Source organism: Neptuniibacter sp. QD37_11 (genome assembly GCF_047778105.1).
In the GTDB taxonomy this organism is placed as follows: domain Bacteria; phylum Pseudomonadota; class Gammaproteobacteria; order Pseudomonadales; family Balneatricaceae; genus Neptuniibacter.
The window spans coordinates 2,342,505-2,358,418 of record NZ_CP180552.1; the positions used below are offsets into that span (position 1 = coordinate 2,342,505).

The 15,914-nt window shown below is 43.4% G+C and carries 17 protein-coding genes; 13 read left to right on the plus strand and 4 right to left on the minus strand.

The genetic code is table 11. From position 1 onward, the window contains the following. Positions 1-12: 12 nt before the first annotated feature. The 5 genes from fnr (at position 13) to ACMXYT_RS10810 (ending at position 3,747) form a co-directional block, all read left to right on the plus strand. Complete coding sequence (gene fnr, locus ACMXYT_RS10790; RefSeq protein WP_415884058.1) at positions 13-807, plus strand: fumarate/nitrate reduction transcriptional regulator Fnr; 795 nt, start codon at positions 13-15, stop codon at positions 805-807. Positions 808-970: 163 nt separating this feature from the next. Continuing rightward, complete coding sequence (locus ACMXYT_RS10795) at positions 971-1,513, plus strand: adenine phosphoribosyltransferase (RefSeq protein ID WP_415887636.1); 543 nt, start codon at positions 971-973, stop codon at positions 1,511-1,513. Between the two features lie 177 nt (positions 1,514-1,690). Further along, positions 1,691-2,605 carry a recombination-associated protein RdgC gene (gene rdgC, locus ACMXYT_RS10800; RefSeq protein ID WP_415898655.1) on the plus strand — a complete coding sequence of 305 codons (915 nt, stop codon included), beginning with the start codon at positions 1,691-1,693 and terminating at the stop codon, positions 2,603-2,605. A 98-nt stretch (positions 2,606-2,703) separates the two neighbouring features. Continuing rightward, positions 2,704-3,189 carry a hypothetical protein gene (locus ACMXYT_RS10805; protein ID WP_415898656.1) on the plus strand — a complete coding sequence of 162 codons (486 nt, stop codon included), beginning with the start codon at positions 2,704-2,706 and terminating at the stop codon, positions 3,187-3,189. Between the two features lie 111 nt (positions 3,190-3,300). Further along, on the plus strand, positions 3,301-3,747 hold the full coding sequence (locus tag ACMXYT_RS10810; RefSeq protein WP_415898657.1) for a pseudoazurin: 447 nt from the start codon (positions 3,301-3,303) through the stop codon (positions 3,745-3,747). A 43-nt stretch (positions 3,748-3,790) separates the two neighbouring features. On the opposite strand, the gene ACMXYT_RS10815 is transcribed toward ACMXYT_RS10810, so the two are convergent. Together ACMXYT_RS10815 and ACMXYT_RS10820 are read right to left on the minus strand one after the other, a co-directional pair. Beyond that, complete coding sequence (locus ACMXYT_RS10815; RefSeq protein WP_415898658.1) at positions 3,791-4,432, minus strand: rhodanese-like domain-containing protein; 642 nt, start codon at positions 4,430-4,432, stop codon at positions 3,791-3,793. 88 nt (positions 4,433-4,520) lie between these two features. Continuing rightward, the gene (locus ACMXYT_RS10820; RefSeq protein WP_415898659.1) at positions 4,521-5,030 is read right to left on the minus strand and encodes a DUF3087 family protein; all 510 of its coding nucleotides are present in this window, start codon (positions 5,028-5,030) and stop codon (positions 4,521-4,523) included. 133 nt (positions 5,031-5,163) lie between these two features. On the opposite strand from ACMXYT_RS10820, the gene queE reads away from it, so the two are divergent. The 8 genes from queE to ACMXYT_RS10860 all read left to right on the plus strand — a co-directional run bounded on the left by queE (position 5,164) and on the right by ACMXYT_RS10860 (position 14,123). Beyond that, on the plus strand, positions 5,164-5,796 hold the full coding sequence (gene queE / locus ACMXYT_RS10825; RefSeq protein WP_415898660.1) for a 7-carboxy-7-deazaguanine synthase: 633 nt from the start codon (positions 5,164-5,166) through the stop codon (positions 5,794-5,796). Positions 5,797-6,424: 628 nt separating this feature from the next. After that, complete coding sequence (locus tag ACMXYT_RS10830; protein WP_415898661.1) at positions 6,425-7,597, plus strand: cation diffusion facilitator family transporter; 1,173 nt, start codon at positions 6,425-6,427, stop codon at positions 7,595-7,597. Continuing rightward, positions 7,594-8,211, plus strand: a complete 618-nt coding sequence (locus ACMXYT_RS10835; protein WP_415898662.1) for a YigZ family protein — start codon at positions 7,594-7,596, stop codon at positions 8,209-8,211. Before ACMXYT_RS10830 ends, ACMXYT_RS10835 begins: the two co-directional genes overlap by 4 nt. A 407-nt stretch (positions 8,212-8,618) precedes the next feature. Further along, the gene (locus ACMXYT_RS10840; RefSeq protein ID WP_415898663.1) at positions 8,619-9,647 is read left to right on the plus strand and encodes a GGDEF domain-containing protein; all 1,029 of its coding nucleotides are present in this window, start codon (positions 8,619-8,621) and stop codon (positions 9,645-9,647) included. 383 nt (positions 9,648-10,030) lie between these two features. Continuing rightward, positions 10,031-10,798: a molybdate ABC transporter substrate-binding protein gene (modA, locus tag ACMXYT_RS10845; RefSeq protein WP_415898664.1), complete on the plus strand. Its 768-nt coding sequence runs from the start codon at positions 10,031-10,033 to the stop codon at positions 10,796-10,798. A gap of 3 nt (positions 10,799-10,801) precedes the next feature. Further along, positions 10,802-11,500 (plus strand): molybdate ABC transporter permease subunit, encoded by a 699-nt coding sequence (gene modB, locus ACMXYT_RS10850; protein ID WP_415898665.1) that lies wholly within the window; start codon positions 10,802-10,804, stop codon positions 11,498-11,500. Continuing rightward, on the plus strand, positions 11,493-12,578 hold the full coding sequence (modC, locus tag ACMXYT_RS10855) for a molybdenum ABC transporter ATP-binding protein ModC (protein ID WP_415911421.1): 1,086 nt from the start codon (positions 11,493-11,495) through the stop codon (positions 12,576-12,578). The genes modB and modC overlap by 8 nt, the downstream gene beginning before the upstream one ends. Positions 12,579-12,659: 81 nt before the next feature. After that, a complete protein-coding gene (locus ACMXYT_RS10860; protein WP_415898667.1) occupies positions 12,660-14,123 on the plus strand; it encodes an HD-GYP domain-containing protein in 1,464 nt (487 codons plus the stop codon). A 13-nt stretch (positions 14,124-14,136) separates the two neighbouring features. On the opposite strand, the gene ACMXYT_RS10865 is transcribed toward ACMXYT_RS10860, so the two are convergent. Beyond that, positions 14,137-15,222: a DUF1835 domain-containing protein gene (locus ACMXYT_RS10865; RefSeq protein ID WP_415898668.1), complete on the minus strand. Its 1,086-nt coding sequence runs from the start codon at positions 15,220-15,222 to the stop codon at positions 14,137-14,139. 72 nt (positions 15,223-15,294) lie between these two features. Beyond that, complete coding sequence (locus tag ACMXYT_RS10870) at positions 15,295-15,828, minus strand: DinB family protein (protein WP_415898669.1); 534 nt, start codon at positions 15,826-15,828, stop codon at positions 15,295-15,297. Between the last annotated feature and the right edge of the window lie 86 nt (positions 15,829-15,914).

Genomic DNA, 15,914 nt, shown 5'->3' on the forward strand with positions numbered 1-15,914 from the left:
CAGGATCGCACTATGAGTGATAACAAGGCAACTGATGGAAAACTACGTAGTCTACAGCAGGTAAGCTGCAACACTTGTAGTCTGAGCTCTTTGTGTCTGCCCGTATCTCTGGATATGACAGAGATGGAACGCCTGGACAACATTATCGACAAAAGCCGCCCACTGAAAAAAGGCGAGCATCTTTTCCACCAAGGCGAAGAATTTGCGAGTGTTTATGCCATCCGCGTCGGCACAGTAAAAACTTACACAATCACAAATGAAGGTGAAGAGCAGATCACCGGGTTCTACTTCCCAGGTGAACTGGTTGGTATGAGCGGTTTTGATAACAACGAATACCCTGTATCTGCAAAAATCCTCGAAACAACTACGGTTTGTGAAATTCCGTTCGAGCGTTTGGACGAACTTTCCGGTCAGTTACCTGAATTACGCCGCCAACTGCTGCGTACGATGAGTAAAGAGATCCGTGAAGAGCAACAGATGATGCTGCTCCTATCGAAGAAGAATGCTGAAGAACGTGTTGCAACATTCCTTGTGAAATTATCGATGCGTTTTAAAGCACGTGGTTATTCTGAAACAAGTTTCCGTTTATCGATGTCGCGTAACGAGATCGGTAACTATCTAGGCCTTGCAGTTGAAACCGTAAGTCGAATTTTTACCCGCTTCCAGAAGTCCGAACTATTACAAGTTGAAGGTAAAGAGGTTCATATCCAGGATCTGGATAAACTTTACGAACTATCTGGCGAGTGTCCAGCTAAGGACGCTGAAGAGCCTGTAACTGCTCAATGTGGCAAAGGCACTTGCAGTTAGCCCCTACACATAAAAAAGCACCGATCGCTTTCGCAACCGGTGCTTATTTAGTCGCACAATTAAGTAGCCATCTCAATGTGTAACCCAACGCATTTATTAAAGCTTTTGCTGCGTAATAAAACATTGAGCTGTGTCAAAACCTGCTGTTTCTAAGGAGTTCTTCATGTCATATGACGAATGTTATGTGAAATCCGTAATTCGTACGATCCCAGACTGGCCGGAGCCAGGCGTTCAATTCCGCGATATCACTCCACTATTTAAAGATCCTAAAGCGCTTCGCATGATCTCTGATGCATTTATCCAGCGCTATATCGACAGTGACATCACGCATATTGCGAGTATTGATGCTCGTGGTTTTTTGATCAGCTCCATCATGTCTTACCACCTGAACATTCCTTTGGTACTCGTCCGTAAAAAAGGCAAACTACCGGGTGAAACCATTCATCAGGAATACCAGCTTGAATACGGTACTGCAGCTGTAGAGATGCAGACTGATGCTGTGAAGGAAGGCGATCGCGTTTTGGTATTTGATGACCTGATTGCTACAGGTGGCACTATCTTAGCAGCGTGCAGTCTCATCAAAGAACTTGGTGCGGAAGTGTCAGAAGCAGCAGCACTAATCGATCTGCCAGACCTACAAGGTTCTAGCAAAATCCAAGATGCAGGTGTACCAGTACATACCCTTCTTGCTTACGCTGGCATCTAATTAAAACCTGACGGCAGCCCAATCTAATCGCTGCCGTCAGTTTTATCCCTTTCTTACTTATCCCGCTAGCTAATTCTTCACCTCTCTTTTATTTCAGCCAATTGCAGATTTTCTCTTCCATCGCGTACAAATCTTGCCTACCATGCTCTGCCAATTTTTTCGTTTTCTGGAGCTGCTATGTGGTTTAAAAATGTAATTTTCTATCGCCTAACTGAAGCGTTTGAATACACTCAAGAGCAGCTGCAAGAAAAACTTATCGAACACGCTTTTCATCCATGTAAAAGCCAAGAACTTAGCCGTTATGGCTGGGTATCGCCATGTCACTTATTAGATGATGTTCACGCGCATCAGGTACACGGTATGTTTATGGTGGCTGCACGCAAGGAAGAAAAGATCCTTCCCGGCGCCGTTATTAAAGACGCCGTTGGCGAAAAAGTTGCGGTCATCGAACATGAACAAGCACGCAAAGTGTACAAGAAAGAACGCGACCAACTGAAAGATGAAGTGATTCTTGATCTATTGCCTCGTGCCTTCAGTAAATTCCAGCAGACCACCGCTCTGATCAACCCTGCAGCTGGCTGGATTGCAGTAGATGCTTCTAGCCATAAACGCGCAGAAGAGCTACTAAGTCATCTTCGTGGCACATTAGGCAGTCTGCCAATCACACTGCCTGATGTAAACCAATCACCTTCTGCCGTTATGTCACATTGGTTGGAGCAACACGACAGCATCCCACAAGGCTTTGAAGTACTAGATGAATGTGAGCTACGTGATAACGTTTTAGAAGGCGGCGTAATTCGAATCAAAGGCCAACAACTAGAAGATGAAGAGTTTGTTGCTCACCTAGAAGCAGGCAAGCGTGTAGTTAAGCTCGCTCTAGAATGGGATGAGCAACTCAAGATTACTCTGCAAGAAGATCTGTCTATCAAACGTCTAAAACTGAGCGAACAGCTACAGGAGAAAATGGCCGACGAAGCAGCGGAAGACGAAATCGCTCAATTCGATGCCGATATGGTTCAAATGGGTCTAGAGTTCAGCAAGCTATTCCCTGCTCTAATTGAAGCCTTTGGCGGCGAAGCACAACGCCCTTAATTATTAACTGACTGTCCAAGCTTAATTTATAACTCGGCGCGACAAGTGGTAAGGTTATAAATTAAGCTTTCATCTCCAATATGGGCAGGGCAGACCAGATGGATTACGCACCGGAATACACAAAGCGCGAGAAGATAAAGCTCATAATCCTGTTTATGGGATTAGGCGCTGTTCTCATAGCCGCTGGCGAGCTTTGGCTATTCCCATCTATCACCCGACTTGCAGAACAGCCTCACTGTTACAGTCTGTTTGGCCTAAACGGGGCTGATTATCTTTGGCACCTTTTACTGATTGGAATACCTATTTCGATCTTCCTAATCCTTGCCATAACGATGCTCCCCATGGCTTTCAAAGGGTTAATACAAGCGCAATTCCCACCTAAGGGCTACAAAGTTTTTAAACCGACACCGATTCGCAAAGGGATGAGAGGGCAGTTGATGGCTGGCTTCCTAGTGTTCGTAATTGCTTCTCCCCTGCTTATCGCAATATATGGAGCTAATCAGTTGGATAAGATGCCTGAAATAGAGGCTCCTAAAAAATCTAAAGATCTTTGCCCAGCCATCATAAAACCGTCTAGTCATTAAGCACGTATACACCTTTGATTTTTATACTTCTAAGTAATAATGTTTCACAACACCCACAAATGATTTAATAATCATTATTATTTTCATTACCAGATAGAGAGAATACATACGATGAATATTAAAACTTTAAGCGCGGGCCTAGCTCTAGCTGTATGTGCCAATTTTGCTAATGCTGCTGATCATACAGTCATGATGAAAAATTCAGGTCCTGACGGCTCCATGGTTTTTGAGCCTGCCATTTTAAATGTAGAAGTAGGTGATACCGTTACATTCCAACCTACAGATCCAGGTCACAACTCTGAATCAATCAGCAGCCTAATCCCTGCGGGTTCGACAGGCTGGAAAGGAAAAATGATGAAAGAAGTTTCTTTCACCGTCGATAAGGAAGGCGTGTACGTATACAAATGCCGTCCACACGCGATGATGGCAATGGTGGGGGTCGTTGTAGCAGGTAAACCAACAAACCTAGAAGAAGTAAAAACCAATGCGGCTGAGCTAAGCGCTACGTTTGTGATGAATAAGGATCGCTTAACTAACTACCTAAACCAAATTAAATAGACACCTTATTCTCAGATAGTAGGGGGTACAATAAAACTCCCTACTATTCCAGATAATAATCCCCTACCGTAGTCAGCCCTAAGCTTGTCCAAGCTTGCATACCACCTCGATAGTAATTCAACTTTTCCTCAGGGTAATCTAGCTCTAGTAACGCCCATATAAAGGTAGGCGTCTGTCCACACCAATAGCCGTTACAAAAAGCAGCAAGTGTTTTTGCCCGACTGAAATCCCAAACGCCATCTTTGTTGATTGCTCCCAACTCTTCCAACGTATCGGAAATAGTTTCAGGATCTTTTAACAAGGTGTATGGAATATTGGTGCTGCCCGGTATGGTCAGTCGGTAATGCCAGCCCTCAGTGCGAGTATCGACAATTAAAGTAGAGCTATCTGTTTGAGCTTGTTGTAGATACTCAATAAATTCCCTCTCGCCAATGGTTTCCACTTCATAAGGTTCGAATGGAAACATAGGTTGCGGTGTGCCACGAGAGGTCGTTAGATAAAGCTCATGGATAGTATTATCAGACTCTTGGTTGCGCTTAATCTCAACAGACTCACCTTCATGCTCAACCACAAAAGAGAAAAGTTCTGGGGTAATCATCACCCTCTTACTCTGCTCAGCAACGAGATACGGCGAAAACAAGAAAACCATCCATACCAGAATAGATCGCTTAAATTGACTAAGCATCGTAAAACCTCAACTCTTGATATCAGACACAAAAAAGGAGCCTTAGGCTCCTTAGTAATATCAATTTTTCGCAAAAATAAATAGCGCGTTATTTCATATCCAACAGCATATCGATCGAATATTTAGATGCATCAGGGTCTAAGGACAGCTTCTCACATTCAACCAAAAACTTATTTTCACGCTCTTTACTGTCGCTATAGCCGAATTCGTTACCATCTAAGCTTTGCAGTTGCAGCGTAGCTTTATGATAGAAAGCGAGAACAATCGCCGCCGTTGTATCACCTTCTTTCAGACGCTCTTCCCAACGATGGCGATGGTTTTGAATCTTAAGCGCCTGTTTCTTAAGGTTCCAGCCGTACCGAAGCTCATCAAAATACGGCTTTTTAGCCACTTGGGTAAAGATAATAATGGAGATAGCTAAGCCAATTAGCACCCCAGTTAGGTTCACCATCATATTCTCGCCTTCAGCATTACCATAGTAATGACGTAATACGGCGCTCAACCCTAAACCTATTACAGCAAAAATCAGACTAAAAACGATACCTACCTTGCGCTGCTTTTGCTTATAAACAACTTTATCAATTTCTCTAAGTTCCACGAATGTACCCTATAACACTAGTTAACCTGTAGATTACCTTACAGGCTTAATATGAACCGAATTAACTTGCAGTCAAAATCTGCCAGTGTAGACTTATCGCCTCGATTTTAAAGGCCCTTTCTACCACAATCTGATGTATTCCGTAAAAGAGATTTTCTATAGCTTGCAAGGTGAAGGTGCGCAAAGTGGACGCGCATCAATTTTTTGTCGTTTTTCTGGCTGTAATCTTTGGTCAGGACGCGAGCAAGACCGTGAAAAAGCTATCTGCGATTTTTGCGATACTGACTTTATCGGTACCGATGGCCAGAACGGTGGCAAGTTCGCTACCGCAGCTGAACTTTGCCAGTTCCTCAAAAGCTTCTGGCCCGAGCGGAACAATGAAAAGCCTTACATCATCTTCACGGGTGGTGAACCTGCGCTACAACTTGATCAAATTTTGGTGGATGAATGCCACGCGAACGGTTTTGAACTTGCCATCGAAACCAATGGTACGAAGCCACTACCCGATAATATCGATTGGATCTGTGTGAGCCCTAAAGCCGATGCCGAAGTAATTATCACCCAAGGTGATGAACTTAAATTGGTTTACCCGCAACCGCTAGCGCAGCCTGACCAGTTCGAACAACTTAGTTTCGCGCACTTCTACCTACAGCCAATGGACGGCCCTGCACGTTCAATCTACACAAAAGAAGTGATCGACTATTGCTTAGCCCATCCACAATGGAAGCTAAGCTTACAGAACCATAAAGTGCTAGGCATAGACTAATCCTCTAAAACTGAATGCTAATTTTCGAATTTAATACCTTAATACGGTTAGATTCATTCAAGCCAATTTGAATCGATGCAAAAACAATTTTCTAGACCAAAGTCTATACCCATTAATAAGCGCTCAATAGCGCCTTTGAATGTGGAAAAACAAAACTCCCTTAAAATATAGGGCCTTGCAACGGCTACTCACATTAGCTGTGGATAACTTTGTGAATTAAGACTTTAAAACGTCATGAAACGCCCATAAATCAAGGCAACCCAATAAACTGGTTATTTTTTAACCAGCTTGTTTTTACCTCTTAGAAATCAATATGTTACATAAGTCAACATAACAATATTAATTTTTATTGTTGTTTGTAGCACCTATTTAGTGCGCCTGTTTGCCCCACAGTGAACAACCTTTTTCTGTAATTAAACAGAACACCGGCTACAGCCTAGTAATTACGGTAACCATCAAGGCAAATTCAAACAAGGTAATTGCACCAAATATGGACTGAGCCAGATCTATAGCTCAGTAAAATTATCCCTATCTTCAAGATATGGATTATCCAAACTAGATCAAATTTTTTAAGCTCTAACCTGCTAGGCTTTACAACAATAATCTAAACCGAGTTTATATAGTCGTTATGCAAAGAACAGAACAGGAAAATAAAGCAGCAAACAAAGTGACCTGGATCGGCGCTGCAGTAAACGCCGTACTTGGTTTACTTAAGATCATTTTTGGACTGCTCTTTCATTCAGCCGCCCTAGTCGCAGACGGTATCCATTCCCTATCTGATCTTATTACCGATGTGATGGTCGTACTGATATTAAAAATATCGGCTAAAGGTCCCGATGAAGATCACCCTTGGGGTCATGGGCATTTTGAAGCCTTAGGAACCGTAATTCTTGGCAGTATATTAATTGCTGTCGCTGGTGCTATGGCTTACGACAGTACATTAAACCTAATTGAAGCCTCCGAACTGCTTCTTCCCGAATGGCCAGTTTTAGTAATTGCAGCACTATCCATCGCGGCCAAAGAGTGGATCTATCGTTATACACTGCAGATAGGTAAACAGATCGATTCAGCGCTCTTGATTGCTAACGCATGGCATAGCCGCACCGATGCCCTCTCATCAATTGTCGTATTTATTGGTGTCGCCGGCGCTATGGCTGGTTTTATTTGGTTAGATGCTGTCGCTGCAATGATTGTCGCGGCCATGGTCGCAAAGATCGGTTGGGATTTAAGTTGGAGCAATCTAAAACAGCTACTCGGAACATCCATCCCAAAAGAAGATATCAACCGTTACAAAGAACAGATCCTATCGATAGAAGGCATTATAAATGTCCATAGTTTCAAAACCCGAACTATGGGTAATAAGCATGTCATGGAACTTCATATTCAAGTTGCGCCTCACTTAAGCGCCTCTGAAGGACATTATATTGGCAACAAAGCTTGCCAGCGCCTGCAAGATAATCAGGAGATAGGGCATATCATTTTCCACATCGATACTTATGATGATGAAGACCTCGATATTGATGCACCGGAAACAGAATTGCCTTCAAGGGGGCAAATCACCTTATCAATAGATCATTTTTTTAACTCAATTAGCCAAGAAGCAGTGCCATATAAGCTCTCACTTTATTATTATGGCCGCCATATTGATTTAGAAATATTACTAAACCTTGAGCAACTCCAGTTTCTTCGCCAGAACGGTCACGACGAGGCGACTCTGGTTGATGGACTAAAAATAGAATTAACTAAAACTGGAACTCCATGGCTTGGGACAATCTACCTAGCAGGCGGCATTAAGCAATGACAGAGTTTTACCCTCAAAAGCCCTACCACAGTCACGAAATTGAGATAAAACACAGCCGCTTTATTACCCATGTCGCCCACACACCTGATTTAGAGTGTGCCCGAAACTTTATCGCTGAGATTCAACAGCAACATCCAAAAGCCAACCATAATTGCTGGGCATATATTGCAGGTACACGCAGTTTTCTTCAGTGTTGGAACAGTAGTGACGATGGCGAACCTAAAGGCACTGCAGGTAAGCCAATGCTGAACGTACTGGAACACAGCGACCTATGCGAAATCACAGTCGTAGTAACTCGCTATTTTGGCGGAATTAAACTGGGTGCAGGAGGACTTGTTAGGGCGTATAGCCAAGCTGTACAGGAAGCACTCAAAGTTTTACCGACAGAGGAACGCATTCCTCTATTTCCATTCGACCTCTATCTCCCCCATCACTTAGTAGGGGATATAGAGCAGTTATTAAATCAAGATCAGATTACTATTCTTGATCGCCACTGGAGTGAAGAACTGCACATTCAAGGGGAAGCCAGTGCAACCGCATTAGATCAGCTTAAGCAACGGCTGACTTCGTTTAAGCATTTAACCCGTTACAAAGACGCTGATAGCCGATGGTAAGCTGTAGATCCTTATTGTGTACGCCAATCACTTTGCTCAAATTATTCAATTTGATATCAACGGTTCCAGTTACGAATCTAGCTCGAGCATTCCCCTTTTTAAACTTTGTTTATATATCAGCCACTTAGTACTCAATACCAGAGTACATAGGCAATCCCCACCAATAGAAAAAAGAAATAAATTTAAATTTGCCGCAGAATTTCTTGAAGATTTAATAACCTCTGCCGATACTACTTTCAAAGGAATTAGGCCTCAGTAAGGGATTTTTTCTTCCTCAGCGGTTCCCAAATTCAAACAGTTGTTTTAAAGTTACTGAGTTGCCGATCAAAATATGAATTGTATTGATTATCATTTACAATCATGTATGTAGTAGCGTTCGTTCAACCAGATAAAGCGATAGGGGAAGTATGAAGTTCGCTGAAAATAACAATCAAGCTGCCGAGTATCTTCGCCAGGCAGTGCCATTAATGGTTAAGCACAATATACCGCCAAACCCGCTTAATTATGCTCTGTGGTATACCTACGTAAGTGATCGTGTACCTGAGCTAAATGTGCAACTTGATAAGACCCTAACGACATACGGAACGTGTCCTACTATGCTCAGCGAACAGTTGTTCCGCGAGCATATGATCAAAGATGATATTAATGGTGCTGAGGATATTCAGGCCAATCTGATCAGCCTTATTAACGACCTTCATGAGCATGCAGGTAATGCTGCAGAGAAAACTGAAGATTTCAGTAATGTTCTTGAAGAAAGCTTAGAAGCACTCCACCAGCAAGAAGATGGTGAAGCTAGCCTACCAATTGAATCCATTATTCATGCTCTTTCTGACCATACGAAATCGGTTAGCGAAACAGCTCGTCTATTTCAAGAAAGAATGAATGAAGCACAAGCTGAGATTCAATCGCTAAAAGAAGAGCTAAACAAGACCCGTCAAGACGCAAGAGTTGACCCACTCACGAACTTATTCAACCGCCGCGCATTTGATGCAGAGATAAGTCAATTAGTGGGTGTGAATGATCAAAGTTTAGTGCACTCCTTTATTCTTGTTGATATAGATCACTTTAAACGCTTTAACGACACTTACGGTCACCTCATGGGCGATAAAGTGTTGCAGTATGTTGGTAAACTACTAAAAGAAGTTTGCCCAGAGCCAATGTTGCCAGTTCGCTTTGGTGGTGAAGAGTTTGCAGTATTAATGCCTCAAACCGATAAAGAAACTGCGGCTGAGCTTGCTGAACAAGTACGCCAAAAAATTCAAGCGATCCGAATTAAGCAGAAAAAGTCTGGTGAAATTATCAGCTCTATTACTGCATCATTTGGTGTTTCCCAACTTACCGTTGGCGAAACCTCTGAGCAACTGATTGAACGTACCGATAAAGCGCTTTACCAAGCAAAAGATAGCGGCCGTAACCAGGTTGTTATCTCCTCGTAAGATTTGAGTACACCTCATTCGCTGGAAAAAAGGTAAGTAGGAGCTACGTTGTAGCTCCGAAACCCCCAGCCTCTAAATTATCTTCCAATCCATCATTCTGCATTTTGATTCACTAATTTTTAGCTGTTTATCCGATAATTCAGCTGCAAAAGCTAAAATCAATGACCGTTCAAAAGTATTTTAGCCTTATGCACAATTAGAAAAATAGCAATCAAAATCAAATTTCTACATAAGCTTGGTAAATTAAGATTAAACAAAACTCCATATATATAAATCAGTCATTTTAAAATTGTATAATTTCATACCTTCGCTTTATCTCAGCCCCGCAGTTGTATAGCATATTCCCCATCTTCCTAAGCTTGGTTAGTCTTGGATACGCCTTAATGAAGTCTAAGGTTTTATTTTTCTTATCTTGTTTTTACTTCACATCAGTTCAAGCAGAAGACAGAATTCACATTTTTGCAGCTACTTCTCTAACAGCACCATTAGAAGAGCTGTCCGTCAATTTCAGAGATAAATACCAGCACCTTCCAGCATTGACCTTTGCTTCTTCCTCGGTACTGGCAAGACAAATTACTCAAGGCGCCCCTGCTCATCTGTATATTGCAGCCAATAAACGCTGGATGGATTATGTTGAACAACAAGGCTCAATCCAGCCAAGCACTCGGCAGGCTCTAATCAGCAACAGGCTTGTTATTGTTGGAAACAAAGATCACGTAATTGCTCCGTTCCAATTCTCCGAAACAATTAAAATTGATCATCTGATTGATAAACATTCACGCATTGCTATTGGCGATACTAACCACGTCCCTGTGGGTATCTATGCCAAAGAGGCTCTGAAATCTGCGAACCTCTGGCAAGAGTGGCAAAGCTATTTTGCCCCCACTAACAGCGCGCGTTCAGCACTGGCTTTGACTGAACGAGGTGAGACACCGATGGGAATTCACTACAAATCCGACATTGTAGATAAACCTCAACTCAACATCTTGAGTGAGATCCCAGAGGTAATGCACAGCCCAATAGTCTATGAGATTGCTAAAATTAAGGGTAAAGATAATGCTAGCATCTCATTATTTTATGAATTTCTATTTAGCGAAGAGGCAAGCAAAGTTTTTAAACGTTACGGTTTCAAAACGCTGCAAGAAAACTAATCCATGTTCATAACAGAATACGAGTGGGCCGCCCTATTACTGAGTTTAAAAGTATCACTCACTTCTGTTCTGTTTAGCTTACCCGTTGCTATTGGCGTTGCTTGGATACTTGCTCGGAAAAAATTCCCGGGTAAGACCTTATTAGATGGTATTGTTCATCTGCCCTTAGTACTGCCGCCTGTCGTTATTGGTTATCTCTTACTAATTGGTTTTGGCCGCCAAGGCTGGCTTGGCAAACCACTTTATGAACTGACAGGACTAAGTTTCAGCTTTAGTTGGCAAGGTGCAGCATTGGCCGCTGCCGTCGTTGCATTCCCGTTGATGGTGAGAGCTATAAGGCAAGGCTTCGAAGCAGTTAATCCGAAGCTTGAATATGCAGCCAGAACCTTAGGTTCCTCACCCATTAAAGTCTTTTTTACCATCACGCTGCCATTAACACTGCCCGGCATTTTAACGGGAATCATTCTGGGGTTTGCCCGTTCGCTGGGTGAGTTTGGGGCCACAATCACGTTTGTATCCAATATCCCCGAAATTACACGAACGATCCCTCTGGCAATGTACTCCTTTATTGAAACGCCAGGGGCGGAAGTCCAAGCGGCTCGATTATGTGCCATCGCTATATTCATCGCCCTAGCATCCCTCTTAGCTTCTGAATGGCTAACTAGAAAAGCGAAACAGAAACTAGGGGGATCGCATGCTTAAAGTTGCCTTAGACACCCAATTGGGTGATCTCAATATGGAATGTGACTTTGAACTGCCTCGCAGCGGTGTGACCGTCATTTTTGGGCGATCAGGCGCGGGAAAAACCAGTCTGATTAACTATATATCGGGCTTACTTAAACCCCATAAAGGCCGTATTTCCTTAAACGGGCGTGACCTTACCAATACTGAAACCAAACGTTTCCTTCCACCTGAGAAGCGAAGTATCGGCTATGTATTCCAAGAAGCCCTCCTATTCCCGCACTACAGTGTTCAAGGCAATCTACAGTACGGTTCGGAATACACTCCAGAAGATGAGAAATTCCAAAGCGTAGTTGAGATGCTGGATATTCAAGCGCTACTGCGACGCTTGCCTAACACCTTGTCTGGCGGTGAGAAGCAGCGTGTTGCAATCGGGCGTGCCCTGCTTTCCGATCCAGGCTTACTGTTGATGGATGAACCTTTAGCCTCACTCGATCTACCACGTAAGAAAGAGCTATTACCCTACTTGGCAAAACTAGCGAAAGAGGTCGAGTTACCCATTCTGTATGTCACTCATAGCCTAGAAGAGATTATCCAGCTAGCTGATTACTTGGTTTTGCTAGAACAAGGGAAGATTCTGCAGTTTGGTAACGTTGAAGAGGTTTGGTCGTCGGAACAGATGCGTCCGTGGCTATCCGGTGATACCCGCAGCTCTCTATTCAACGCTACCCTAGACCATCATCACCCTAAGCATGCAATGTCTTGCTTGAACATATCCCACAGTACTCAGCTGTGGATGCGAGCCTTAGATATACCTCCAGGTACGGCCTTACGTGTACGTATTAAAGCTAACGATGTGTCTTTATCTAAAGAGCAACCCCAGCAAACCAGTATTCGTAACATACTACCCGCTACAATCATGCAGATTGATGAAGAGTCGTCGCATCAGATAGAGGTGGTACTCAATATAGGAGGCTGCAAGCTATGGTCACATATAACTTGTTGGGCGTTAACGGAACTTAATCTCAAGGTTGGGGACAAAGTATATGCTCAAATCAAAGGTATTAGCGTAACCCAAGAAGATTGGTCTGGACTGTGACGGATTAATTTTTAACGCTCACTCAATATTACGACGTGATGTTAATTTTATTGTCTTATCAATTTCGTGTTTAATGGACTGATGACTACAACAAAGCGCACCATAATCCACTACTTGATCGCAATGACGCTGTTCTCCATCTATGGCGTTCAGGTATGTCCGTTCTTAGATTCTCTAACCACCGCGCAACTGCTCTTGCCCATATTAGTGACGTTTATTATACAGGGCAGCCTTAGATACCTGCTTGAAGGGCAGATTCAAAAGCAGCCGTTAAAAACCAAAGTTAGCTTCCAGTTCAAAGTCGATCTTGGTTTATTCATCGGTTGCTCAATTCTACTTGGCCTGTTCAACACACTGATTTATGAATTTCCGTTTGAAAGCGCGGGCAAAGTGTTAGTCGGCATGGGCGTACTGGGTTACCTAATCTCTTGTGATTTAGCCCTATTCAAAGAACATAAGCTAGCTCAATGCTTACAAGCACAGAAAGAACATTTAGAGCCTGATAGCTCGCCCTACCCGCTCACAAAAAAATTCACTTGGTTTGCCACTATCTGTGCTATCTCAGTGATTGGCGTAGTTTTCTTGGTAATTAATAAAGACTTGGAGTGGCTAATCCACACAGGTGATAGCATTCCTCTAGAAACCTCTCAGCGCTACATCCTGACGGAGATAGTGTTTGTCGTCGGTGTAGTCATGGCATATATCTTAACTATCATTTTAGGCTACGCGCGTAACCTCAAGTTCTTTATTCAAGCCGAAAACAGTACGCTCGAACAGGTATCCCTAGGCGAGTTAAATACAGAAGTGCCGGTTACCACCAATGATGAATTTGGTTTGATGGCACTGCATACCAACCAGATGATCAGCTCACTTGCGCAACGTACACGCGAGCTAAACGTGACACGTGATGCCAGTATCTTAGGTTTAGCCAGCTTAGCTGAAACCCGCGATAACGAAACCGGCGGGCATATATTACGTACCCAAAACTATGTGCGCGCTTTAGCCATTAAGTTACGCCAAAATCCTAAGCACACTGATTATCTAACGTCAGAAACAATCGATCTTCTATACAAATCAGCACCACTACACGATGTTGGTAAAGTTGGTATTCCAGATAGCATCCTACTAAAACCAGGTAAGCTGACTGATGAAGAGTTCGACATTATGAAGCAGCACCCGCAGATTGGGGCAGATGCTTTAGAAGTCGCTGAGAACCAATTGGGTAGTAACTCTTTCTTAAGGATTGCTCGTGAAATTAGCTTAACCCATCACGAGAAGTGGGACGGCAAAGGCTACCCTAACGGCTTACAGGGCGAGGAGATCCCACTCTCAGGTCGCCTAATGGCCGTAGCTGATGTCTATGATGCCCTTATATCTAAACGCGTCTACAAACCTGCATTCAGTCACGAAAAGGCTAGAGATATTATCGTTGAAGGTAAAGGCAATCACTTTGATCCAGAAGTGGTCGAAGCCTTCTTAGACTTAGAAACCGAGTTTAAAGAGATTGCCGCACAATATAGCGATGAGAATACCGTTGCCGCATAAGCTCTACATAAGCTTATGCGTGTAACGAAAACTGCTTGTGCTGTTGGTCCCACAGCCATAGGTTATCATCCGTGATCTCGACACCTCCTCGCCATAATCCATAATGATTTCCTTGCTGCCAGTGCCTTATACCTTGTAGCGCCTCAGCACCTGCGGCAGTCAGGGAATAAACCGCTGGCTCACCTTCAGTCACACTCACGTAAGGTTCTTCCGCCCTGATCAAGCGATCCAGCTCATGTTTGACCGATAAGTCCCCCATAAATGGATCCACTTCTAATCGCTGTAGATGATGGAAAATTCGCTGAAAAGTCGCCGGGCCTGACAGTATTTCGTAATAACGACTTTGCGCTGTCACACCTTCTGGTAGTCTGCCATGCTGTTCCAGCAAAGCTAGGTGTACTTCCAAGGCGGGCAGCTCATCCGGCGCTTTTAAAAGCGTCAGAAGAAGATAGGTCTGAGTTAAAGTTAAACCCGTTTCTAAAGCTGGAAACTCGCAGCAAAAGCGCCTTAATGCCTTTTGCATATAAGGCCAGCCTGCAACTGGTTCAGCTGCATATTCGGCTAATCGTTCAGGGCTAGCAGCGGTTAGAGCAGACCAGATATCAGTAGCTAATTTGAGTTGCTCTATTGTGAGTGGCTTTCGACCCGGATAGAGGCCAACCAACATCTCCGGGGTGAGATTACCGAAGCCATGAAAGAAAGGAACTAAAGGGTGATCATCAATACAGATGATAGAAAGCTTCTGTAATTGATCGAACTGTGAATAGAGGTGCTGACAAACATCTAACAACTGCAGTTGATCGTAGAGATCATGCTCGAACCAGAGAACAATTTCATCGAAATCTGCTACACGCGCTAAAACTTGATCACGCTCGTTAAAGTCTTTGGTCACAAGCGCTTTGGGATCATCAAGTTCCAGATCACTGTTAACTAATAGCTCGGCTAAAAAATTAATCCGCGCCTCGCGATTTAAGGTAGGTTGGCTTAAAACTGGGCCATCATGTAACAGGTCTCGCCAACACAATACTTCGCCATCAATGCCTTCTGCTTCCTGCAGCATATCCCCGGCGCAATCGCCATTTGTGATATGTAACTTCACTCTCTACTCCTTGAATGCTTAATCAGTGCCCCTAAACCTGATTTACAGCATAAGCGATTTTAACCTATAACGTTAGGCTTCTGGGATAACCGCAAGTAGATCAGTAACCGCCAGATCGAGCCCCTTTTGGCTCAGCATCGTACTCACCTGCCCGCGGTGATGGGTTTGATGGTTAAAGAAATGCTGCATTAGATAGCCAAAACGCTTTTCAAACTTATTACCCTGCATATTGCAGTAAACCAAGGAGTGATTCAGATCATACACTTCGATCTCATCGCATAATTCGACAATGGCACGATCAAGCAAGTAACGCGCATCACGCAGTTCTTCAAAATCGGAATAAACGACCGTGCTTAGTTTGGCTGGGCGCTCCATCGCTCTTACTTCTTCTAAACTTTTGTAAGCTGATGGGTGATCGGCAAAACGTTTTAACCAGATAATATCGCCCACCAAAATATGGTTAAGCGTAGCTAAAATAGACCCAAAAAAAGCTCCCTGATCTTTACTAACTTCTCCCTCTTCAAGCTCGCTTGCGGCTTCGTAGATACTTTCATTCATCCATTGGTTATAACGAGCCATCAGCTCAAACTGGTCTTTCAGTGTCATAGTTCCTCCTTAGAATTCATCCATTTAAACAGCAAAAGATGACAACTTATAGAAACCTTACAAATAAAAGGTAGAATGCTGTTTTT